The sequence below is a fragment of the Nocardioides bigeumensis genome (assembly GCF_039531755.1).
In the GTDB taxonomy this organism is placed as follows: domain Bacteria; phylum Actinomycetota; class Actinomycetes; order Propionibacteriales; family Nocardioidaceae; genus Nocardioides; species Nocardioides bigeumensis.
On record NZ_BAAAQQ010000011.1, the window covers coordinates 15315 to 35614 of the forward strand.

A 20300-nucleotide genomic window follows, 5' to 3' on the forward strand; every position below is an offset into this window, starting at 1 on the left:
TATGGTGGAAACACCCCCTAGTCAAGACGACACGCCGCCCCCCATCGGCAGGAATCCTCCATGTATCGACCCCTGCGCGCCTTCGTCGCGGCAGCCGCCGTGCTGACCGCGCTCACCCCGCTCACCTCCGCGGTCGCCACCCCCACCCGGGACGCCCCCACCCCGAACGCCCCCACCCCGAACGCCGCTGCCTCGACCGCCGCTGCCTCGACCGCTCAGGCGGCCGACGAGCTCAACCCGCTGGCCGGGCGCCCGTGGGGCGTCTACCAGGGGCGTCTCGACCAGGCCTGGCAGCCGTGGGCCAGCGCGACGGGCACCGACAAGGCGCTGCTCGGACGGATCGCCCTCACGCCGAAGGGCAAGTGGTTCGGGGGCTGGATCCCCAACGCCCAGATCGGCCGCAAGGTCCGCGACTACGTCAAGAGCGCGCAGGCCGGCAACCCCGAGGCGCTGGTCCAGATGACGGTGTTCCGGGTGAACCCGTGGGAAGAGCGAGCCTGCAGCCGTCTGCCCACGCGGGCCGAGAAGAGGTCCTACCGCGACTGGACCAACCGCTTCGCGGCCGCCATCGGCACCGCCCACACGGCGATCGTGCTGCAGCCCGACGGCCCCTTCGCGCTCTGCACGCCCGGAGGCTCGACGATCCCGTCCAAGCTGATCGCCTACTCCGCCCGGGTGCTCAGCGCCCTGCCCAACACCAGCGTCTACATCGACGTCGGCGCCGCCGACTGGCCGCACCCGACCAAGGGCGGCGTCGACGCGGTGCTCAAGTTCCTGCTGCCGGCCGGGATCCAGTACGCCCGGGGCATCGCGCTGAACAGCACGCACTACTCCTCCACCACCAACGAGGTGGCCCGCGGCGCTGCCGTCGTGCAGGCGCTCGAGACGCTCGGCATGCCCGGCAAGAAGGTCGTGATCAACACGTCCTCGAACGGCAAGCCGTTCGACTTCGGGACCTACGACGGCGTCGACGCCGAGAACGCCCGCGTCTGCAGCTCGCCGCTCGACCCCCGCATCTGCGTGACGCTCGGCATCCCGCCGACCACCGACGTGGCCAACCCCGCGTGGGGACTCTCCCCGGAGACCAACGCGCTCGCGACGGCGTACGTCGATGCGTACCTCTGGTTCGGCCGCCCGTGGCTCTACAAGCAGGCGGACCCGTTCGTGCGGACCCGGGCCCTGGGCCTCGTGACGTCGTGGCCGTACGCCGGCGTGCCGGTCAGCTACGCGGGCTGACCCAGCCGCCGAACAGCCGCTCGCCAACCACCACCTGGGAGCGCGAAACGGCCCGCCCGGCGACAGGTCGCCTGGCGGGCCGCTTCGATCGTTGGCTCCCCCGGTTGGACTCGAACCAACAACCCTCCGGTTAACAGCCGAATGCTCTGCCAGTTGAGCTACAGGGGACCGCTGCGTGCAGCCCGCACAGGCTAGCAAGCAGTCGACGCCTCCCTGAAATCAGGCAAGGCCAACCTCTTCGCGCGCCTGGGCCAGGGCGGCCCGAGCGGTCTCGCGGACCTCGGGGTCGTCGGGATCGACGCCGGCGTCGTACTCGTAGATCCAGGTGACCCGGCGGTCGCCGCCGGGGGCGCGGCGGGCGATGACACGCAGGCCGCGCCGGCCGTAGACGGGGATGTGCCGCTGGAGGACGACGGTCGCGGTGACCCGCTCGCGGACCAGCTCGAGGAGCCGCCCTGGATCGTCGAGCGTGAGCACGTGCTCCGGACGGGCCTCTCCCCACGAGCCGACCTCGCTCACGCGGAGCACCGACGTGTCGGCGTCCCAGTCGGCGGCCTCGACCTGCTCCCACGGCACCCGGACGGTCCCGGCGTCCGAGTGGACGTAGAACGCGTCGCGGGTGCCGGCGGCGACGCGGCCGTCGGTCGCGCCGGCCGAGGCGAGCACCTTCTCCCCCGCTGCCACGGGTACGCCGGGGCGCCGGCCTCCGCGGAGCGGGCTCACGGCGTCCTCACGGGGTGCCGACCACCTTGTTGCGCAGCGTCCGGCGGTGCTGCTCGAGAGCGACGAGCTCGCCGAACATGCGGTTGTAGTCGATCGGGTGCTCCACAGGGTTGGTGCGCTGCAGCCTGGACTTCACCTCGGCGATCCGGCGGTTGACCGTCAGCTCTTGGAGTCGGTAGACGTGCATGGCGACGTAGGCTTCGTCGGGCTGGCGGGCCGTCGGCAGCGGCTCGACGGTGAGCGCCGCGATGGCGCCGGAGACCGCAGGGTCGGGGGCGGCGTCGCGCAGCCGGGAGGACCAGTCCGCCGTCGCCGACGACGGCCCACCGGCCTTGGTGATCAGCTCCCACACGGCGCGGTACGTGGGGTGCAGGAAGTCGTTGGGACCGACCTCGGCCGCCGTGCGCCCCACCAACGCCGGCACCTGGATGACGAGCTTGAGGGTGTCGCGCTCGAGCGAGAACCGCGGGTCGCGCAGGTCGGGCAGCTGCTGCCGAGGCGGCGGCTGCGGGGGCGGAGCGTCGGCGGCGGGGCGACCGGTCTGCCTGTGCTGGTCGGGACGGGCCGCACGGTTCTGGGCGCGCTTGACCTCGGAGCGCGCCTCCTCGACGTCGACGCCGATCATGCCGGCCACCTCGCGGGAGAAGGCGTCGACCTTCGACCGGTCGCGGATGCTCGACACCAGGCGCGCCGCCTCCCGCAGGGCGTCCACGCGCCCGTCGGCGCGGTCGAGGTCGTACTTGCTGACGACGTTGCCGAGCACGAAGCGATAGAGCGGTACCCGGCGCGCGATCAGCTCGCGCACGGCCGCATCCCCCTGCTGCAGCCGCAGGTCGCACGGGTCGAGACCGGTGGGCTCGACCGCGACGTAGGTCTGCGACACGAAGTTCTGGTCGCCCTCGAAGGCCCGGATCGCTGCCTTCTGTCCCGCGGCGTCGCCGTCGAAGGTGAAGATCACCTCGCCGCGGAGCTGCTCGTGGTCGAGCAGGAACCGCCGCAGCACCCGCGCGTGCTCGTCACCGAAGGCGGTGCCGCAGGTGGCGACCGCGGTCGGCACGCCGGAGAGGTGGCACGCCATCACGTCGGTGTACCCCTCGACGACGACAGCCTGCATCGACTTCGCGATCTCGCGCCGGGCGAGGTCGAGGCCGTAGAGCACCTGGCTCTTCTTGTAGAGGGACGTCTCCGGGGTGTTGAGGTACTTCGCCTCGTTGCGGTCGTCGTCGTAGAGCCGGCGGGCTCCGAACCCGATGGTGTCGCCGTTGGCCTCGCGGATGGGCCAGAGCAGGCGCCCTCGGAACCGGTCGTACGCCGACCTCCCGACCGCGACCAGCCCGGCGGCGACGAGCTCCTCCTCGCGGAAGCCCTTCTGCTGCAGGTGACGCAGCAGCACCTCACCGCCGCGCGGGGCGAAGCCCACCCCGAACTGCGCGGCCGCGGCCTGGTCGAAGCCGCGCTCCCCGAGGAACTGCCGGCCCACCAACGCGTCAGGGGTCGCGAGCTGCTCGGCGTAGAACTCCTGGGCGAGCCTGTTGGCCTCGACCAGCCGCGCGCGGGCTGGGCCGCGCGGTCGCTCCGGGGCGCCGCTGCGACCGCCACCTCCACCGCCAGGGTCCTCCTCACGCCGCAGCTGCACGCCGTACTTGTCCGCGAGGCTCTCCACCGCCTCGCCGAAGGAGAGGCCGTCGTGCTTCATCAGGAAGGAGATGACGTCGCCGCCCTCCTGGCAGCCGAAGCAGTTGCCGGTGAGGATGTTGTCCTCGAGGGTGAACGCGTGGCCGTCTTCGACCTCGGCGCAGTAGACCTCCTCCACGCGGTCTGTCTCCTCGACGGACTGGACCATCCACCCTCGGCGAGCGAACGCCTTGGACGGGGCCAAGAAGCGCTCCCGATGGGTGTCGATCAGGAAGAAGTCCTCTCGCAGGTCCTCCGAGACGAAGTCGATCCGGTGCAGCTCCGAAGGCCCCCGGCCGGGAAGACCTTCTCTCACCTGCGTCGTGATCCCGTAGGTGCCGATTCCGAGCCGAGTGCACACGTCGCGGACGAACTCGAGGTCCCTGCGATCTGCGGAGCTGAGGATCACCGCGCCCTCCGCCGACACGCAGCCGTCGGCAGCGAAGAATCCAGCGAGCCAGCCGTAGAGATAGGACACCGACTCGTCCAGCGGTGGGAGCGACTTGAAGAAGCCCGGCAAGTGGTGCACCAAGAGGTTCGGCCCGAAGGCTGTCGTCTTGTTGTTGGGGAACCACTTGAGCATCGCCATGTCCTTGGGCGGACACAGCAGCGCCATGCTCCCCGTGCCGCTCCGGGTTCCGTCGCCGTAGGTGAAACCGTGCGCTATCCCGAAGGGCGAGGGAGTCGACTCGGCGATGCGGGTTCCAGGGAACGTCGACGTCAGTCGATGGCCACGCACGAGACCGGTAGTGACTACCTCGCGACGCTTGGTCTGGTCCGTGCCCGATCGAACGAACCAGCGGTGCCCGCTGGTGGCGTAGAGCTCCTTGACCTCACGGTTGCGAGAGACCGTGATCCTGAGCAGTGGCTGGACGCCGTACGCCTTGAACGGAGCGTCGATCCATCGCCCGTGCGCGCCCAGGACGCGGTGTGTCCCGCCTGCCAGGTCGCGGATCTCGCGGACGCCCTCCCAGGTCAGGACCCGGGTCTCCCCCGCCAGGCAGTGGAAGAAGCCGCGCGAGGGGGTGACGTGGAACGACGGGGACTTCTCGTCGTGGAAGGGGCACAGACCCTTGAGCGACCCCCCGCCGGCGTTGCGGAGGGCGACGTATTGGGACACCACGTCGTCGATCCGGGCCTTCTCGCGCACCTCTGCGATGTCGTCCTCGCGGATGCGTCCTGCCACGTCGCGGAGTCTACGGGCCGGAGCCGACCACGAGACCCGGTGTGCACAGGAGTGACCCACCGGGTACCGGGACCTGAGGGGTGGATCGACCACTCCCAGGGAGGGTGTCTCCCCCGACTAGATTGGGAAGGGTGGAAGCCATGAGCGACCAGCGCATCTCGGGCGCGGCCCACGCGTCGACGGAGTCGACGCTGGGCGGGCTCGTCCACGACCTCTCACAGCAGCTGCCGGAGCTGATCCGGTCCGAGCTCCGGCTCGCGCAGGCCGAGGTGGCCGAGAAGGGCAAGCGAGCGGGCCTGGGGATCGGCTTGTTCAGCGGCGCGGGACTCCTGGCGTTCTTCGGGTTCGGCACGCTCGTCGCCACCGCGGTGATCGCCTTGTCGAACGCGCTGCCCGCCTGGCTGAGCGGCGTCATCGTGGCCGTCGTGCTCTTCGCCGCCGCCGGGATCGTCGCGGTGCTCGGCAAGGGCCAGGTCCAACAGGCCACGCCGCCGAAGCCCGAACGCGCGATCGAGGGCCTCAAGGAAGACGTCGCGACCGTGAAGTCCTTCAAGGAGAGCCACCACTGATGAGCACCACCGAACAGCAACGGCTCGAGGCCGAGATCGAGGCCCAGCGCGCGCAGCTCGCCGACACCGTCGACGCGCTCGCCGCCAAGCTCGACGTGAAGGCCCAGGTGGCCGCCCACAAGAGCCAGCTCGTCACCTGGGGGGCCGCCGCGGCCGTCCTGGTAGTCGGCTGGGTCGTCTGGAAGCGGGTGCGGTCGTGACCACTGAGCCGACAGCCGGCATCGACCGCAAGGAGGGCCAGGTCCCCGAGCCGGACGACCCGCGCAAGCCGGAGAGCCCCACCGACCTCACCAAGAGATCGTGGCTCTACGTCCTGCGCAAGACCTTCCGTGAGTTCCTGGACGACCAGTGCACCGACCAGGCGGCGGCACTGACCTATTACTCCGTCCTCTCGATCTTCCCCGGCGCCATCGCCCTGGTGTCGCTGCTGGGGCTCGTCGGCGACGCTCAGGACGCCGTCAACACGGTCGTCGATGTCCTCCGCCCGGTCGTGAGCGCCGAGGTCCTCGGCAACGTGCAACCCGTGCTGGAGGACGTCGCTGCCAACCAGGGAGCCGGACTGCTCTTCGTGGTCGGCCTGCTCGGCGCGATCTGGACGGCGTCGGGCTACATAGGAGCGTTCGGGCGCGCGATGAACCGCGTCTACGAGATCGCCGAAGGGCGTCCGGTGTGGAAGCTGCGCCCGCAACAGCTGCTGATCACCTTGTCCGCCATCCTGCTGCTCGCCGTGGCCCTCGTGCTGCTGGCCGTCTCCGGCCCGCTCGCCGAGAGCATCGGGGACAAGCTCGGCCTGAGCGACACGATCGTCACGGTGTGGAGCTTCGCCAAGTGGCCGGTGCTGGCGCTCGTCGCCATGCTCGTCGTCGCTCTCCTCTACTACTCCACTCCCAACGTGAAGCAGCCGAAGTTCCGCTGGCTGTCGATGGGGGCGTTCGCCGCCCTGGTGACCGGGGGCCTGGCGTCGGCGGCGTTCACCTTCTACGCCAGCCAGTTCGGCAGCTACAACAAGACGTACGGCTCGCTGGCCGGCGTGGTCCTGGGCCTGCTGTTCCTGTGGATCATCAACCTCGCGCTGCTGTTCGGCGCCGAGCTGGACGCCGAGCTCGAGCGCGGGCGTCAGCTCCAGGCCGGCATCGCGGCCGAGGAGGAGCTCCAGCTCCCGGCGCGCGACACCCGGGGCATCGAGAAGGCCGAGAAGCGGCAGGCCAAGGACGCCGCCCGAGGACGCCGGATCCGCGAGGAGGCGTCGACCACCTGGCCGCCGCCTGCCGGGTCCGGGTCCGACCGCCCCGACGATCCCGACAGCCCGAACAGCGCCGACAGCGCCCGTGAAGCAGATGGGGACGACGACGTGCACGACAAGAGGGCCGCTATGACGGCCAAGGGACGACACAAGGAGAACTCATGAAGAAGCTGTTGCTGCTGGCGGTCGCCGGCGCCGGATACGTGCTCGGGGCCAAGGCCGGACGCCAACGCTACGAGCAGATCAAGTCGGGGTTCGTGAAGGTGAAGGACAACCCGACCGTCCAGCAGAAGGCCCACCAGGTCGCCGACGTCGCCAAGGAGCAGGCGCCTGTGGTCAAGGACAAGATCGTCGAGGCGGCCGGGGTGGCCGCCGCGAAGGTCAAGCCAGGCGGCGGGTCCGACGACCTCGCCGACCAGCTCAACCCGGACTCGACGGTCCACCAGGGCGACAAGGCCTACCCGCAGGGCGACCTGCCCTAGTAGGGCTGCCGGGGTTTCGCGACGGTCGTTGCACGACCTCCTCAACCGCCGGTGGTGCCGACCAGGTTGACCAGCGGTTCGCCGGCGGCGTACCGCTCCAGCTGCGCGCGCACCAGCTGGTGCGCGCGCGGCCAGAAGGCGGACGTCGAGCCGCCGGTGTGGTGCGAGACCAGCAAGTGGGGCGCGTCCCAGAGCGGGTGCTCGGGAGGCAGCGGCTCGGGGTCGGTGACGTCGAGGGCAGCGTGCACGCGACCTGCGTGCAGGGCGTCGATCAGCGCGCTGGTGTCGACGACCGACCCGCGGCCGACGTTGACCAGCAGCGAGCCTGGCTTCATCGCCGCCAGGAACCCCGCGTCGACGAGCTGTCTCGTCTCGGCCGTCGCGGGCACCACCAGGATCACCACGTCGGCGTCTGGCAACAGGCGCGCGAGCTCGTGCACGGCGTGCACCGGCGGCGAGCCGTCGCGGGCCCGGCGGGCCACCCGGACGACCTCGCACTCGAAGGGCAGCAACCTGGCCTCGATGGCCGCGCCGATGCTGCCGTAGCCCACGATCAGCACGCACTTGTCGGCGAGCGCCGGCCGCCACCCCCACGCCCACCGGTGCTCGGCCCGCGCCCGCTCGAACTCAGGGATCCCGCGCAGCGAAGCGAGGGTCAAGGTCACCGCCAGCTCAGCGGTGGACGCGTCGTGGATGCCGCGGCCGCTGCAGAGCAGCACCCCCTCGGGCAGGTGCGGCACGACGTGCTCGGTCCCCGCCGTGAGCATCTGGACCACGCGCAACGAGGGCAGCCGACCGAAGAGGCTCACGTCGACGTCGTGGAAGAGGTACGGCGGCACCCACAGCTCGACCTCGTCGAGCCCGTCAGGCAACGGCGCACCCGGGGCGGCGACGGCGTAGCGCAGCCCTGACGGCGGGTCGGCGAGGTCGGACGCGTCGAAGGGCAGCAGGACGATCGGCTCGCTCATCGTGGACCGCTCGCTTTCAACAGCTGGTGACGGGCTCGTGCGCTGGCGTCGGTCAACGACGCGACCTGGTCGATCACCACCCGGAGCCGGCCGGCGTCGTCCGCGGCATCCGCCCAGTCGTCGGCGAACGGCCGGTCCAGCGAGTCGGGTCCTCGCTCGAGGAGCATCGCCACCAGCTCGGCCAGCAGCTCGCGCTGCTCGACCATCAGGGTCACCCGGTCGTCGGTGCGCATGACGTAGTGGGCGGCGATCGCCTTGAGCACGGCGATCTCGAGCAGCGTGCGCTCAGGCGCGACCACCGACGCTGCGTAGCGGACGAACGGCCCGCTCCCCGTGGCGAAGGTCGCCTCCTGCACCTCCCAGCAGAACCGCCCGATCAGGTCGCTGGTGAGGTTCTTCAGCGCCGCCAGCGCGGCTCGGCTGCCGTCGTACGGCGTGTGCGGCCAGCTGGCGATCTCGCCCAAGCCGGCCAGCACCTCCTTGACCACAGCACTGTCGGCGCCCGGGACGTACCACTCGTGCAGCGTCTGCGCGAGCGCGTCGACGTCCAGCCGTGTCAGGTCGACCCCGCCCGCGACGATGCCGTCCTCGACGTCGTGCACGGAGTAGGCGATGTCGTCGGCGAGGTCCATCACCTGCGCCTCGAGGCAGGTGCCCGGCCCGGTCCGCCCGTCTCGGACCCACCGGAAGACCGGCTGGTCGTCGTCGTAGACGCCGAACTTGACCACCACCCGCGGCGAGCCGTCGGCATGCACGCCCGCGGGCACACCCGCGTCGGCGAGCGACCAGGGGTACTTGGTGCAGGCGTCGAGCGTGGCCCGGGTGAGGTTGAGCCCGACGGAGCGACCGTCGGAGTCGTGGGTCTTGGCCTCCAGCCGGGTGAGGATCCGCAGGGTCTGGGCGTTCCCCTCGAAGCCGCCGCAATCCGCGCTCAGCTCGGCGAGCACCCGCTCGCCGTTGTGGCCGAACGGTGGGTGACCGAGGTCGTGGGCCAGCGCGGCCGTCTCGACGATGTCGGGGTGACAGCCGAGCGCCCGCGCCAGGTCGCGGGCGACCTGGGCGACCTCGAGGGAGTGGGTCAACCGGTTGCGGACGAAGTCGTCGGTCTGCGGTCCGACGACCTGCGTCTTCGCGGCCAGCCGGCGCGTCGAGGCGGCGTGGACGACGCGGGCCCGGTCGCGCTCGAAGGCGCGACGGATGGGGGCCGGCACGCGCTTGGGCGGCTCGGCGACGAGGCGCTCGCGCGCTGCGTCGTCGTACCGCTCCTCCACGTCCACTCCGCGCTCCATCGCCGGCGAGCCTAGTGGGCGGCGGGGACGCCCCTCTGGGTGAGGCGATCTGAGCAGTTCTGGCAAAGACTTGACTCCAGAGCCCTCGGCAGCCGCCGTAGGGCTTCACTCGGGACACGTCGCGGGGTTACCGTCGCGGCTCTACGCCTTTGGAAGGGGAACCATGACTCTCAGCTCCACTCTCGTACGCCGTGCCGGCGTCGTGACGGTGGCGCTCGGCCTCGCGATGGGTGCGACGGCCGCGCCCACGCTGGCCAAGCCGGCCAAGGACAAGACCGTCGACTGCATCGACTACGGGTCCGTCGCGAAGGCGCCCAAGGGTGCCGTCCCCCGCGACGACCAGCACGTCGTCAAGCACGACCCGCTGAAGATCGAGGCAGCCAAGGCGGCGCGTGCGAGCAACGGCAAGGTGTCGGCCGCCGCTGTCATCCCGACGGAGCCCGACCCCGCCTTCGACGTCGAAGTGCCCGTGCGCTTCCACGAGATCATCAAGACCCAGGGCAACGGAGGCGGCGACCTCTCCGACGCCCGGCTCCAGGCGCAGGTCGACGCCCTGAACCTCGGCTACGGCGGCACCGGCTTCACGTTCGTCTACGACAAGGCCGGCAGCACAGAGACCGTGCAGCCCGAGTGGTTCAACCTGGTCAGCAACGGCGCCGAGGTCAGCTACTTCCGTGGCGGCGGCAAGGAGGTCGCCATGAAGAAGACGCTCTCCAGCCAGGACTCGAGCGTGCTGGACGTCTACACCGCCTCGCTCGGGCAGTCCCTGCTCGGCTGGGCGTGGTTCCCGTCCGACTTCACCGACGCGACCTCGTCGGAGTACGGACCGTTGCACCGCTACTTCGACGGCGTGGTGATCGACTTCCGCACCGTCCCGGCGGTGCAGGAGGACCCCTCCGCCGGCGACCAGCGCGTCTACCCCGAGGGCACCTACGAGCGGGGCGACACCCTCACGCACGAGGTCGGCCACTGGCTGGAGCTCTACCACACGTTCCAGGGCGGCTGCGCCGGTGTGGGCGGCGACAAGGGCGACATGATCGCGGACACGCCTGCCGAGGCGTCGCCCAACTTCCTGTGCCCCGAGCCCGGTGACGAGCCTCGCGACACCTGCCTGGACGACCCCGGCTTCGACCCCGTCAACAACTACATGGACTACTCGTTCGACTCCTGCCTGACGGAGTTCACCCCGGAGCAGGCCGCACGCATGCAGTTCGCCTGGGACACCTACCGAGGCTGATCCCCACTCAGCAAGACGACACGAGCCCGGCATCCCCGAGGGGGTGCCGGGCTCGTGCGTCTGATCCTGGGACGAGTCTCGGTGGGCTTCAGCGGTCCCGCCGAGAGGAGACGTCAGAAGGTGGAGACGTGGACGTGGTCGTAGTGGTTGGCCGTCGACGAGCCGCGGTCCGACATCGGCCGCCAGCCCTCGCCGCCCCGCTCCACCGACCAGATGTGCTGGGAGTAGATGACGTAGGAGACGCCGAGCTCGGCGTAGTGGGCTCGCACGAAGTTGGCGACGTCCCAGCCCATCGAACCGCTGACCATGATGTCGACGGCGCGGCCGAGCGGGTGGTCGCCGCCTCCGCCGCGCAGCGTGCCGTAGGTCGTGATCGACGGGAACGCGGCGCAGACGGCGTCGTGGACGGCCACGACGTTGCTCGAGACACCGCTGGAGACGGCCGAGCCGTTGGCGCACACGCCGCCGATGCCGGCGATCGGCTCCTCGTCGGAGAGGTAGCCCTCGGTCACCCAGCGCGACTTCTGCTCCCAGACGATCTCGACCCGGTCGAGCGCGCGGCGTCCGGTGACCAGGACCTTCTCGCCGGCCTTCACCTCGCCGACCTTGTCGGCCTTGGTGGAGGGGTCGCTCCACAGGTTGAGCGGCGCAGTGGTCCACAGCTTGGTGTCGGCCTTGGCGATGGCCTTGCGGGTGACGGCCTGAGCCTGGCGGCGGTCGAAGGCGCTCTGCTCGGCGAGGATGTACTCGGCGCCGCGCAGCACCGAGTCCTCCTCGACGGCGGCACGCGAGCCGGAGCGGGAGAGCGGCGCCCTGCGGTCGAGGTCCCTCAGCTCGAGGCTGGTCTGGCTCGACAAGGTGGCGGCGGTGAGGCTGCTCTCGGGTCGCACGAAGTCACCCGTTGCCGGGTCTGCGGCCATGACTCCGAGGGCGACGGCGGGAACCGTCACCAGGACGGCGAGGGGGCCGGCCACGTGGGCGGCCTTGGGCATTCTGCGGGCATTGGTGTCCCGCTTGTGGCGATGGTGAGCCACAGCGCTGATCCTTTGCTGCTTGAAGACAGGGGACGCGCCCGCTTCATAACGAAACGGACACGACGAGCGAGTCAAGCACAGTGGTTGAAGCTTGTCACAACGTCACGTCCATTTCCGGCGTGTTCCGGGTCACCCCTCTCACTATCCGGACGCCGCCGCACGGACTCACGCTCAGCCGCCCCCTCAGCCGCCCCCTCAGCCGCCCCCTCAGCCGCCCTTTCAGCCGCCCGTGGTCTCGTTGGCGTCCTCCCGGACGCGCCAGTCACTGCCGTCGGTGTCGTCGAGCCAGCCCTCGGGCAGCACCACCCTGCTGCGCGGCGAGCCCTGCCGACCGCGAGGAGTGCCCAGCTCGGCGACCGGGAACGGCTCGTCCGGGTCGAGCTCGGCGAGCAGCCCGTCGAGCGCGGCCAGCGAGTCGACCAGAGCCAGCGAGTGCCGCAGCGTGCCGCCGGCCCGGAAGCCCTTGAGGTACCACGACACGTGCTTGCGGAACTCCTTGCAGCCACGCTGCTCCCCCATGTGCTCGCACAGCAGCTCGGCGTGCCGCCGCATGACCGCCCGCACCTCACCGAGCGACGGCAGGGTCGCGACCCGCTCACCGGCGAACGCCGCAGCGAGGTCGCGGAAGAGCCAGGGGCGGCCCAGGCAGCCGCGCCCGACGACCACTCCGGCGGCGCCGGTCTGCTCGACCATCCGGATCGCGTCGCCCGCCTCCCAGATGTCGCCGTTGCCGAGGACGGGGATGTCGACGTGCGCGACCAGCTCGGCGATCGCGTCCCAGTCGGCCTGTCCCGAGTAGGACTGCGCCACCGTCCGGCCGTGCAGGGCGATCGCCGCGGTACCGGTCTCCTGGGCGATCCGGCCGGCGTCGAGGAAGGTGAGGTGGTCGTCGTCGAGCCCCTTGCGGGTCTTCATCGTCACGGGCACGTCGTAGGGCGTCGCGGCCGCCACCGCGGCGGTCAGGATCTCGCCGAGGAGCCCGCGCTTCCACGGCAACGCTCCCCCGCCGCCCTTGCGGGTGACCTTGGGCACCGGGCAGCCGAAGTTGAGGTCGATGTGGGCGACGCCGTAGTCGGCGCAGAGGATCTCGGCGGCTCGGCCGACGTACGCGGGGTCCGTGCCGTAGAGCTGCACCGACCGCACCGACTCGAGCTCGTCGAAGACCAGCATCGCCTTGGTGGTCTCGTCGCCCTCCACGAGTCCGCGGCTGGTGATCATCTCGCAGACGTAGAGGCCGGCACCCTGCTCGGCACAGAGGCGCCGGTACGCCGCGTTGGTGATGCCTGCCATCGGCGCCAGCACCACTGGGGTGTCCACGTGCACGGACCCGAGGGTCAGCCCCTGGGGCAGCGTGGCCGTCGACATGCCTCCATTGTCCGAGAGGCGGGCGTGGTCTCCAAAGTCCGGAGGCCTCGTGACAGGCGCTAGCGCGCCTTCCTCGACCACCGGACGACGTCCCCCGTCCAGGTGATGGGGTCGAAGTCCTGGGTCGGGCGGAAGCTCACCGCATCGAGGCCGCCATGGTCGGGGACGAGGTAGAGCAGGCAGAAGGACACCCGCTCGCCGGTCGGGAACGGCGAGGGCAGGGGCGTACTGGCGCACGGCCCGAAGGTGGCGCCGACCGGGGTGGCCTCGACCAGCCGGTCGCGGTCGTCGAGGACGTAGAGCGGGACGTCGGCGCCCGCGAGGTCGGTCTCGCCGAGGTTCTCGACCTTTCCGTGCACGTAGTAGAGCGACGACCGGCGTTGCGACCGGTCCAGGCCGAAGGCGGCCAGGGCCCTGATCGGGGCGCGCTCGAGACGGGTGACCCGCACGTCGAGGACGCCGACGACGTCGGCGCGCGGCTGCCACGAGACGCTGGCGTGGTCACCGACCGCCAGGTCGCTCCCCTGGGTGGTGAGCTCGACGCCTCCCGGTGCCGTGGCCGCCGGCTCGCTGGGGATCGAGGGCGTCGTGGCCGCCGATGTGGTCGCCCCCGGCGGGGGCGACGCGTCCGGCTCGTCCGCAGCGCTGCAGGCGGCCGTCAGCAGCGCGAGCGCCACTGCCCCCGAGAGCCGCCACATGGGATCAGGGCAGGCGCTCGACCAGGTAGGCGGTGACCCCGTCGAGGGGGACCCGCTCCTGGGCCATCGAGTCACGCTCCCGCACCGTGACCGCGTGGTCCTCGAGGGTGTCGAAGTCGACGGTCAGGCAGAACGGCGTACCGATCTCGTCCTGGCGGCGGTAGCGGCGGCCGATCGCACCGGCGTCGTCGAAGTCGACGTTCCACCGGCGGCGCAGCTCCGCAGCCAGGTCCTTCGCCTTGGGCGAGAGGTCGGCGTTGCGCGACAGCGGCAGCACCGCCGCCTTGACCGGCGCCAGCCGCGGGTCGAGCCGCAGCACCGTGCGCTTGTCGACGCCGCCCTTGGTGTTGGGCGCCTCGTCCTCGGTGTAGGCGTCGACGAGGAAGGTCATCAGGCTGCGCGAGAGCCCGGCCGCCGGCTCGATGACGTAGGGCAGGTAGCGCTCGTCGTTGGCCTGGTCGAAGTAGGTGAGGTCGTGGCCGGAGTGCTCCTGGTGCGTGCCGAGGTCGAAGTCGGTGCGGTTGGCGATGCCCTCGAGCTCGCCCCACTCCGAGCCGGCGAACCGGAAGCGGTACTCGATGTCGACGGTCCGCTTGGAGTAGTGGCTCAGCTTGTCCTTCGGGTGCTCGTAGTGGCGCAGGTTGTCAGCGTCTATGCCGAGGTCGACGTACCACCGCGTGCGCTCGTCGATCCAGTACTGGTGCCACTCCTCGTCCTCGCCCGGCTTGACGAAGAACTCCATCTCCATCTGCTCGAACTCACGGGTCCGGAAGATGAAGTTGCCCGGCGTGATCTCGTTGCGGAACGACTTGCCGGTCTGGGCGATGCCGAAGGGCGGCTTCATCCGCTGGCTGGTCACCACGTTGGCGAAGTTGAGGAAGATGCCCTGCGCGGTCTCGGGCCGCAGGTAGTGGAGCCCGGACTCGTCCTCGACCACGCCGAGGAAGGTCTTGAGCAGGCCGGAGAACAGGCGCGGCTCGGTCCAGGCGCCGCGGGTGCCGCAGTTGGGGCAGGCGAGCGTCGAGAGCTCGACGGAGTCGGGGTCGTCGATGCCCTTCTTCTCGGCGTACTCCTCCTGGAGGTGGTCGGCGCGGAACCGCTTGTGGCACGACTGGCACTCGGTGAGGGGGTCGGAGAACGTCGCGATGTGGCCCGACGCCTCCCACGTCTTGGTCGGCAGGATCACGCTCGAGTCGAGGCCGACGACGTCGTCGCGCATCTGCACCGTCGAGCGCCACCACTCGCGCTTGATGTTCTCCTTCAGCTCCACGCCGAGCGGGCCGTAGTCCCACGCGGAGCGGGTACCGCCGTAGATCTCGCCGCACGGGTACACGAAACCCCGGCGCTTGGCCAGGGCGACGACGTGGTCGACGGCGGACGGAGGCGGCTTGGCCACGAGTGGTGCTCCTGCTGTGTGGTGGTCTCGGGAACGTCCAGCCTATGGGGGCGTGGCTATCCGGTTTCCGTGGGGCCGAATCTTCTGGGGACCGCCTCGTTGAGACCGGCGCCCGGCTCGACGAGCTCGTAAGCGCTGGGCTCATCCAGGGCGCGGCTCAGGATCGGGACGGCGGTCAGCTTGGCGTCGTAGGTCGACAGGGCTCGTCGATACGCGCCCACGTGCTCCCATCGGGTGGCCAGCGTCCACAGCTCGGGGTCGTCGACGTTGCGGCCCACCACCCCGGCGACGTAGCCCTTCTGCGCAGCGAGCACCTCGTGGGCCCGCACCAGGTCCTCGCGGAAGACCGCGGCTTCCGGCTCGGGCACGCGGAACCTGTTGACCACCAGCACGCGAGCAGCCTAGGGCCCGTTCGAGAGTCGGCCTGTCGCCTTGGGGGGTCGAGCTCGTCGAGACCGACTTTGACAACCATTCTCAATTAGGGTGAGAATCGTTCTCATGATCAGGGTCGCGACCGCCGTTGCCGCCGCGCTGGCGCTGTCCGGATGCGGCGCGCTCGGCGTCGGCGACCCGGGTGGGCCCGGCTCCGGGGTCACGGTGGTCACCGCCTTCTATCCCCTGGAGTACGTCGTGGAGCGGGTCGGCGGCGACCTCGTCGACGTCGAGAACCTCACCGCGCCGGGCGGTGAGCCCCACGACCTGTCGCTGTCGGTGCGGCAGACCGCCGAGGTGGCCGGGGCGGACCTCGTCGTCTACCTCGCCGACTTCCAGACGGCCGTCGACGACGCGGTCGAGCAGACAGCCGAGGGCGAGGCCCTCGAAGCAGGGGCCGTCGTCGACCTGGAGCCCGCCGCCGAGGGCCACGATCACGCCGAGGAAGAGACCGGGGAAGAGTCCGGGGAAGACGAGAGCCACGACCACGGACCCCTTGACCCGCACTTCTGGCTGGATCCGCTGCGGATGGCAGAGCTCGGCGACGCGGTCGCCGCGAGCCTCGGCCGGGTCGACGGCGACCACGCCGACGCCTACTCCGCCAACGCCGCCGAGCTCCGGGCCGACCTCGAGAGCCTCGACACGGCGTACGCCGATGGTCTGTCCGCGTGCGACCGGACCACGACCGTGGTGTCGCACGACGCGTTCGGCTACCTCGCCAAGTACGGTCTCGACATGGAGCCGATCGCCGGGCTCTCCCCCGACGCCGAGCCGACTCCGAGCGACCTCGCGCACCTCCAGGAGGTGGTCGAGGAGGACGGCATCACCACCGTGTTCTCGGAGCGCCTGGCCAGCCCGAGGCTGACCGAGACGCTGGCGGACGACATGGGCATCGAGACGGCCGTGCTCGACCCGATCGAGGGGTTGACCGACGAGACCGCCGACGAGGACTACCTCTCCTTGATGGAGTCCAACCTGGCTGCGCTCGAGACGGCGAACGGGTGCGCGACGTGAGCCATCCGGTGGAGCTGGTGTCGGGGGCGGTCGCGATCGGCGGGCGGCCGGTCCTGCGCGGTGTCGACCTGACCGTCGCCGCGGGCGAGTTCGTGGCGCTGATGGGCGCCAACGGGTCGGGCAAGTCGACCCTCGTCAAGGCGCTCGTGGGACTGCGGCCCCTCGTGACCGGCGAGCTGCGCCTCTTCGGCACCCCACTGGACTCCTTCGCCTCGTGGGAGCGGGTCGGCTTCGTCCCGCAGCGGCAGGGCGCCACGTCCGGTGTGCCGGCGTCCGTCTGGGAGGTCGTGGCCTCCGGCCGGCTGTCGCGCCGGCGGCTCTTCCGCCTGCTGTCGAGCGCGGACCGCGCGGCGATCGACGACGCGCTCGCCGTCGTCGGGCTCACCCACCGGGCCCGCGACGGGATCTCCCAGCTCTCCGGCGGCCAGCAGCAACGAGCGCTCATCGCGCGTGCCCTCGCCGCGGAACCCGAGCTGTTCTTCCTCGACGAGCCCACCGCCGGGGTCGACCTGCCGCACCAGCAAGGCCTGGCCGACGCGTTGACCGAGCTCAAGGCCCGCGGCGCCACGATCGTGCTCGTCGCCCACGAGCTCGGGCCCCTGGCGCCCCTGGTCGAGCGCTCGGTGGTGATGCGCGACGGCCGCGTGGTGTACGACGGCGCCCCGCTCGGGGACGTCGCCGTGCACGACCCGCACCTGGGCGACGCGCTCGAGCGCGGGCACCACCACAGGTCGGGCGAGGTCCACGACCACGCGCCCCACATCGGCTCTCCCCTGGACCGCGGCTGATGGAGATCTTCGGACTGGCCTTCATGCAGCGGGCGCTCCTCGCCGCGGTGCTCTGTGGCCTGGCCGCTCCTGCGGTCGGCACCTACCTCGTCCAGCGCCGACTCGCCCTGATGGGCGACGGGATCGGCCACGTCGCCGTCACCGGCGTCGCGTTGGGCCTGCTGACCGGCGCCTCTCCCACGTGGACCGCCGTCGTGGTCGCGGTCCTCGGGGCGACCCTGATGGAGCTGATCCGCGAGCGCGGGCACACCAACGGTGATGTGGCGCTCGCGCTCCTCTTCTACGGGGGCCTCGCCGGCGGCATCCTGCTCACCGGTCTGGGCGGCCAGAGCACCTCGCGGCTGCAACAGTTCCTCTTCGGTTCGATCACCACGATCTCGGCCTCCGACGTCTGGGTCACCCTCGTCCTCGCCCTGGTGGTCGTCGCTGTGTGCGTGGGGCTCGCTCCGCAGCTGTTCGCCGTGGCACAGGACCAGGAGTTCGCCCAGGTCGCCGGGCTCCGGGTGCGCGGCTACAACCTGCTCGTCGCGGTCCTCGCCGCCGTCAGCGTGACCGTCGCGATGCGGACCGTGGGGCTGTTGCTGGTCTCCGCGCTGATGGTGGTGCCGGTGGCGACCGCCCAACAGCTGACGCGGTCCTTCCGCACCACGCTGGCAGCCGCGATGGTCATCGGCATGCTCGCCTCGGTCGGCGGCCTGTCCCTCTCCGCCCTCGCACCGGCCGGCACCACGGTCGCCCCCGGCCCGACGATCGTCCTGCTCGCGCTCGCCGGCTTCGTGGTCACCTGGCCGGTGGGCGCCTGGCTGCGCCACCGCCAGCGGCTGGTCGCGCCGTTCGAACCCGTCGTACCCACCGGGCACGAGACGACCGGGCCACACACCGACCACCAGCACGGGCCCGACTGCGGCCACGTGGCAGTCGAGCACGGCGACCACCTCGACTACGTGCACGGCGGCCACCGGCACGCGCCGCACGGAGAGCACTATGACGAGCACTGACCGCGGCCACGACGCCATTCCTGACCCGGCCCGGCCGCCCTTGCGGCCCACCAAGCAGCGGCTCGCCGTCCTCGACGTGCTGGAGTCCTTCGACGACTTCCGCTCCGCCCAGGAGATCCACGAGCTGCTCGGCGACCGCGGCGCCGGCGTCGGGCTCGCGACCGTCTACCGCACCCTCCAGCTGCTCGCCGACCACGGCGAGGTCGACACGATGCGCTCCGAGGACGGCGAGTCGATCTACCGCCGCTGCTCCGACACCCATCACCACCACCTCGTCTGCCGCTCCTGCGGAGCCACCGTCGAGGTCGAGGGCCCCGCCGTCGAGCGCTGGACCTCCGCCATCGCCGCCGAGCACGGCTTCTCCCAGATCTCCCACAACCTGGAGATCTTCGGCACCTGCCCCCGCTGCGCGTAGGCGCTGTCGGTTCATCAGGCGGAACCGCCTACGACGAGTTGGGGATCGCCCCGCCATAGCGGCGATCGCGGGAGGCGTAGGTCTCGATGGCGGACCAGAGGTCGCGACGGTCGACGTCGGGCCACAGCACGTCGGTGAAGACCATCTCGGCGTACGCCGCCTGCCAGAGCATGAAGTTGGAGAGCCGCTGCTCCCCCGACGTGCGCCACACCATGTCGGCGTCGGCGACCTCGGGGACGTAGAGGTGGCGCGCGAAGGTCTTCTCCGACACCTTGTCCGCGTCGAGCCGGCCAGCTGCGACCTCGCGGGCGATCGAGCGGGCGGCGTCCGCGAGCTCGGCCCGACCGCCGTAGTTGACGCACATCGTCAACGTGAGCACGTCGTTGCGCCGGGTGAGCTCCTCGGCGACCTTCAGCTCGTCGATGACCGACTTCCACAGCCGCGGCGCCCGGCCCGCCCAGCGCACCCGCACGCCCAGCTCGTTCATCTCGTCGCGGCGCCGCCGGATCACGTCACGGTTGAAGCCCATCAAGAACTTCACCTCGTCGGGGCTGCGGGTCCAGTTCTCGGTCGAGAAGGCGTACGCCGAGATCGCCTTCACGCCGATCTCGATGGCGCCCTCGACGACGTCGAAGAGCGCGGGCTCGCCGCGTTCGTGCCCGGCGGTGCGGGGCAGGCCGCGCTGCTTGGCCCAGCGACCGTTGCCGTCCATGACGATCGCGACGTGCTTGGGCACCAACGAGCGCGGGAGCTGGGGCGGCCGCGCTCCCGAGGGGTGCGGGGTCGGCTGGCGGACGGCGCGTCTCACGGTCAGCGCTCGACGTAGGCCAGTGAGCGCAGCCCGCGCTCGAGGTGCCAGGCGAGGTAGGCCGCCACGATGCCGCTGGCCTCCTTGAGGTGACGCGGCTCGGCGGCGTGGACGATCGGCCAGTCGCCGGTGAGCAGCGCGCCGAGCAGGACGATCGCGCCGGTGGACGGTGCGGCCGAGCCAGGCAGCCGGCAGTCCGCGCACATCACGCCGCCCGCGGAGGGGTTGAACCACTTGTGCGGACCCTCGTCACCGCAGCGCACGCAGTGGTCGAACGACGGCGCGTAGCCGGCCACCGCCAGCGAGCGCAGGAGGTAGGAGTCGAGCACCTGCGACGCGGCGTGCTCCCCCGCCGCCATCGCACGCAGCCCACCGACCAGCAGCAGGAACTGCTGGAGCATCGGCTGCTTGTCCTCCGACGCCAGCCGCTCGGCGGTCTCGAGCATCGCCGTCCCGGCGGTGTAGCGCTCGTAGTCGGCGCCGAGGCCAGAGCCGTACGGCGCCCGCGTGTCCGCCTGCGTGATCACGTCGAGCGTGCGGCCCTCCGCGATCTGCAGGTCGACGTGGGTGAACGGCTCCAGCCGCGATCCCCACCGCGACGACGTCTTGCGCACCCCGCGCGCGACCGCACGCACCCGCCCGTGCTCACGGGTCAGGAGCGTGATGATGCGGTCGGCCTCGCCCAGCTTCTGGGTGCGAAGCACGATCGCCTCGTCGTGGTACAGCGGCACCGCACCATTGTCCT

At 71.1% G+C, this 20300-nt stretch carries 21 protein-coding genes, 1 tRNA gene and 1 pseudogene; 10 read left to right on the top strand and 13 right to left on the bottom strand.

The window, feature by feature from the left end; genetic code table 11:
• Window positions 1–60: 60 nt before the first annotated feature.
• Window positions 61–1236: a glycoside hydrolase family 6 protein gene (locus ABD295_RS09180; RefSeq protein WP_344303399.1), complete on the top strand. Its 1176-nt coding sequence runs from the start codon at window positions 61–63 to the stop codon at window positions 1234–1236.
• A 92-nt stretch (window positions 1237–1328) separates the two neighbouring features.
• Here ABD295_RS09180 and ABD295_RS09185 read toward each other — a convergent pair.
• The 4 genes and pseudogenes from ABD295_RS09185 to ABD295_RS21165 all read right to left on the bottom strand — a co-directional run.
• A tRNA-Asn gene (locus ABD295_RS09185) sits at window positions 1329–1404 on the bottom strand.
• A 51-nt stretch (window positions 1405–1455) separates the two neighbouring features.
• Window positions 1456–1959: a hypothetical protein gene (locus ABD295_RS09190; protein WP_344303400.1), complete on the bottom strand. Its 504-nt coding sequence runs from the start codon at window positions 1957–1959 to the stop codon at window positions 1456–1458.
• 7 nt (window positions 1960–1966) lie between these two features.
• Entirely contained in the window at window positions 1967–4249 is a 2283-nt protein-coding gene (dnaG, locus tag ABD295_RS09195; RefSeq protein ID WP_425574060.1) for a DNA primase, read from the bottom strand.
• Between the two features lie 384 nt (window positions 4250–4633).
• A pseudogene (locus ABD295_RS21165) lies at window positions 4634–4819 on the bottom strand (CHC2 zinc finger domain-containing protein); the annotation flags it as partial.
• Window positions 4820–4959: 140 nt separating this feature from the next.
• Between ABD295_RS21165 and ABD295_RS09200 the strand changes: the two are divergent.
• The 4 genes from ABD295_RS09200 to ABD295_RS09215 are packed head-to-tail and all read left to right on the top strand — an operon-like array spanning window position 4960 to window position 7113.
• The gene (locus ABD295_RS09200; protein ID WP_344303403.1) at window positions 4960–5388 is read left to right on the top strand and encodes a phage holin family protein; all 429 of its coding nucleotides are present in this window, start codon (window positions 4960–4962) and stop codon (window positions 5386–5388) included.
• A complete protein-coding gene (locus ABD295_RS09205; protein ID WP_344303404.1) occupies window positions 5388–5588 on the top strand; it encodes a DUF3618 domain-containing protein in 201 nt (66 codons plus the stop codon). The genes ABD295_RS09200 and ABD295_RS09205 overlap by 1 nt, the downstream gene beginning before the upstream one ends.
• Complete coding sequence (locus tag ABD295_RS09210) at window positions 5585–6796, top strand: YihY/virulence factor BrkB family protein (protein ID WP_344303405.1); 1212 nt, start codon at window positions 5585–5587, stop codon at window positions 6794–6796. Before ABD295_RS09205 ends, ABD295_RS09210 begins: the two co-directional genes overlap by 4 nt.
• Complete coding sequence (locus ABD295_RS09215; RefSeq protein WP_344303406.1) at window positions 6793–7113, top strand: hypothetical protein; 321 nt, start codon at window positions 6793–6795, stop codon at window positions 7111–7113. The genes ABD295_RS09210 and ABD295_RS09215 overlap by 4 nt, the downstream gene beginning before the upstream one ends.
• 41 nt (window positions 7114–7154) lie before the next feature.
• Here ABD295_RS09215 and ABD295_RS09220 read toward each other — a convergent pair whose 3' ends face one another.
• Window positions 7155–8081, bottom strand: coding sequence for a 2-hydroxyacid dehydrogenase (locus ABD295_RS09220; RefSeq protein WP_344303407.1), 927 nt, complete (start codon window positions 8079–8081; stop codon window positions 7155–7157).
• Window positions 8078–9370: a deoxyguanosinetriphosphate triphosphohydrolase gene (locus ABD295_RS09225; RefSeq protein ID WP_344303408.1), complete on the bottom strand. Its 1293-nt coding sequence runs from the start codon at window positions 9368–9370 to the stop codon at window positions 8078–8080. The genes ABD295_RS09220 and ABD295_RS09225 overlap by 4 nt, the downstream gene beginning before the upstream one ends.
• A gap of 163 nt (window positions 9371–9533) precedes the next feature.
• Here ABD295_RS09225 and ABD295_RS09230 point away from each other — a divergent pair, with 163 nt between their 5' ends.
• Window positions 9534–10607 (top strand): zinc metalloprotease, encoded by a 1074-nt coding sequence (locus tag ABD295_RS09230; protein ID WP_344303409.1) that lies wholly within the window; start codon window positions 9534–9536, stop codon window positions 10605–10607.
• 113 nt (window positions 10608–10720) lie between these two features.
• On the opposite strand, the gene ABD295_RS09235 is transcribed toward ABD295_RS09230, so the two are convergent.
• The 5 genes from ABD295_RS09235 to ABD295_RS09255 form a co-directional block, all read right to left on the bottom strand.
• Window positions 10721–11641, bottom strand: a complete 921-nt coding sequence (locus ABD295_RS09235; RefSeq protein ID WP_344303410.1) for a VldE C-terminal domain-containing protein — start codon at window positions 11639–11641, stop codon at window positions 10721–10723.
• 219 nt (window positions 11642–11860) lie between these two features.
• Window positions 11861–13006, bottom strand: a complete 1146-nt coding sequence (gene dusB / locus ABD295_RS09240) for a tRNA dihydrouridine synthase DusB (RefSeq protein ID WP_344303411.1) — start codon at window positions 13004–13006, stop codon at window positions 11861–11863.
• A 59-nt stretch (window positions 13007–13065) separates the two neighbouring features.
• Complete coding sequence (locus ABD295_RS09245; RefSeq protein WP_344303412.1) at window positions 13066–13704, bottom strand: hypothetical protein; 639 nt, start codon at window positions 13702–13704, stop codon at window positions 13066–13068.
• 4 nt (window positions 13705–13708) lie between these two features.
• A complete protein-coding gene (locus ABD295_RS09250) occupies window positions 13709–15100 on the bottom strand; it encodes a glycine--tRNA ligase (protein ID WP_344303413.1) in 1392 nt (463 codons plus the stop codon).
• Window positions 15101–15156: 56 nt separating this feature from the next.
• A complete protein-coding gene (locus tag ABD295_RS09255) occupies window positions 15157–15492 on the bottom strand; it encodes an antibiotic biosynthesis monooxygenase family protein (RefSeq protein WP_344303414.1) in 336 nt (111 codons plus the stop codon).
• A gap of 106 nt (window positions 15493–15598) precedes the next feature.
• Here ABD295_RS09255 and ABD295_RS09260 point away from each other — a divergent pair, with 106 nt between their 5' ends.
• The 4 genes from ABD295_RS09260 to ABD295_RS09275 are packed head-to-tail and all read left to right on the top strand — an operon-like array spanning window position 15599 to window position 18747.
• Window positions 15599–16546 carry a metal ABC transporter substrate-binding protein gene (locus ABD295_RS09260; RefSeq protein ID WP_344303415.1) on the top strand — a complete coding sequence of 316 codons (948 nt, stop codon included), beginning with the start codon at window positions 15599–15601 and terminating at the stop codon, window positions 16544–16546.
• Complete coding sequence (locus tag ABD295_RS09265; RefSeq protein WP_344303416.1) at window positions 16543–17334, top strand: metal ABC transporter ATP-binding protein; 792 nt, start codon at window positions 16543–16545, stop codon at window positions 17332–17334. Before ABD295_RS09260 ends, ABD295_RS09265 begins: the two co-directional genes overlap by 4 nt.
• Window positions 17334–18332, top strand: coding sequence for a metal ABC transporter permease (locus ABD295_RS09270; protein ID WP_344303417.1), 999 nt, complete (start codon window positions 17334–17336; stop codon window positions 18330–18332). Before ABD295_RS09265 ends, ABD295_RS09270 begins: the two co-directional genes overlap by 1 nt.
• Window positions 18319–18747 carry a Fur family transcriptional regulator gene (locus ABD295_RS09275; protein ID WP_344303418.1) on the top strand — a complete coding sequence of 143 codons (429 nt, stop codon included), beginning with the start codon at window positions 18319–18321 and terminating at the stop codon, window positions 18745–18747. Before ABD295_RS09270 ends, ABD295_RS09275 begins: the two co-directional genes overlap by 14 nt.
• A gap of 28 nt (window positions 18748–18775) precedes the next feature.
• Here the strand turns inward: ABD295_RS09275 and ABD295_RS09280 are convergent, their stop codons facing one another.
• Together ABD295_RS09280 and recO are read right to left on the bottom strand one after the other, a co-directional pair.
• Window positions 18776–19561: an isoprenyl transferase gene (locus ABD295_RS09280; RefSeq protein WP_425574061.1), complete on the bottom strand. Its 786-nt coding sequence runs from the start codon at window positions 19559–19561 to the stop codon at window positions 18776–18778.
• A complete protein-coding gene (gene recO, locus ABD295_RS09285; RefSeq protein WP_344303420.1) occupies window positions 19558–20286 on the bottom strand; it encodes a DNA repair protein RecO in 729 nt (242 codons plus the stop codon). The genes ABD295_RS09280 and recO overlap by 4 nt, the downstream gene beginning before the upstream one ends.
• Between the last annotated feature and the right edge of the window lie 14 nt (window positions 20287–20300).

Coding starts and splice junctions, on each gene's coding strand:
- ABD295_RS09180 (WP_344303399.1), top strand. CDS start 61: ATGTATCGACCCCTGCGCGCCTTCGTCGCGGCAGCCGCCGTGCTGACC.
- dnaG (WP_425574060.1), bottom strand. CDS start 4,249: ATGGCGCTGCTGTGTCCGCCCAAGGACATGGCGATGCTCAAGTGGTTC.
- ABD295_RS09200 (WP_344303403.1), top strand. CDS start 4,960: ATGAGCGACCAGCGCATCTCGGGCGCGGCCCACGCGTCGACGGAGTCG.
- ABD295_RS09205 (WP_344303404.1), top strand. CDS start 5,388: ATGAGCACCACCGAACAGCAACGGCTCGAGGCCGAGATCGAGGCCCAG.
- ABD295_RS09215 (WP_344303406.1), top strand. CDS start 6,793: ATGAAGAAGCTGTTGCTGCTGGCGGTCGCCGGCGCCGGATACGTGCTC.
- ABD295_RS09220 (WP_344303407.1), bottom strand. CDS start 8,081: ATGAGCGAGCCGATCGTCCTGCTGCCCTTCGACGCGTCCGACCTCGCC.
- ABD295_RS09225 (WP_344303408.1), bottom strand. CDS start 9,370: ATGGAGCGCGGAGTGGACGTGGAGGAGCGGTACGACGACGCAGCGCGC.
- ABD295_RS09230 (WP_344303409.1), top strand. CDS start 9,534: ATGACTCTCAGCTCCACTCTCGTACGCCGTGCCGGCGTCGTGACGGTG.
- dusB (WP_344303411.1), bottom strand. CDS start 13,006: ATGTCGACGGCCACGCTGCCCCAGGGGCTGACCCTCGGGTCCGTGCAC.
- ABD295_RS09245 (WP_344303412.1), bottom strand. CDS start 13,704: ATGTGGCGGCTCTCGGGGGCAGTGGCGCTCGCGCTGCTGACGGCCGCC.
- ABD295_RS09260 (WP_344303415.1), top strand. CDS start 15,599: ATGATCAGGGTCGCGACCGCCGTTGCCGCCGCGCTGGCGCTGTCCGGA.
- ABD295_RS09270 (WP_344303417.1), top strand. CDS start 17,334: ATGGAGATCTTCGGACTGGCCTTCATGCAGCGGGCGCTCCTCGCCGCG.
- ABD295_RS09275 (WP_344303418.1), top strand. CDS start 18,319: ATGACGAGCACTGACCGCGGCCACGACGCCATTCCTGACCCGGCCCGG.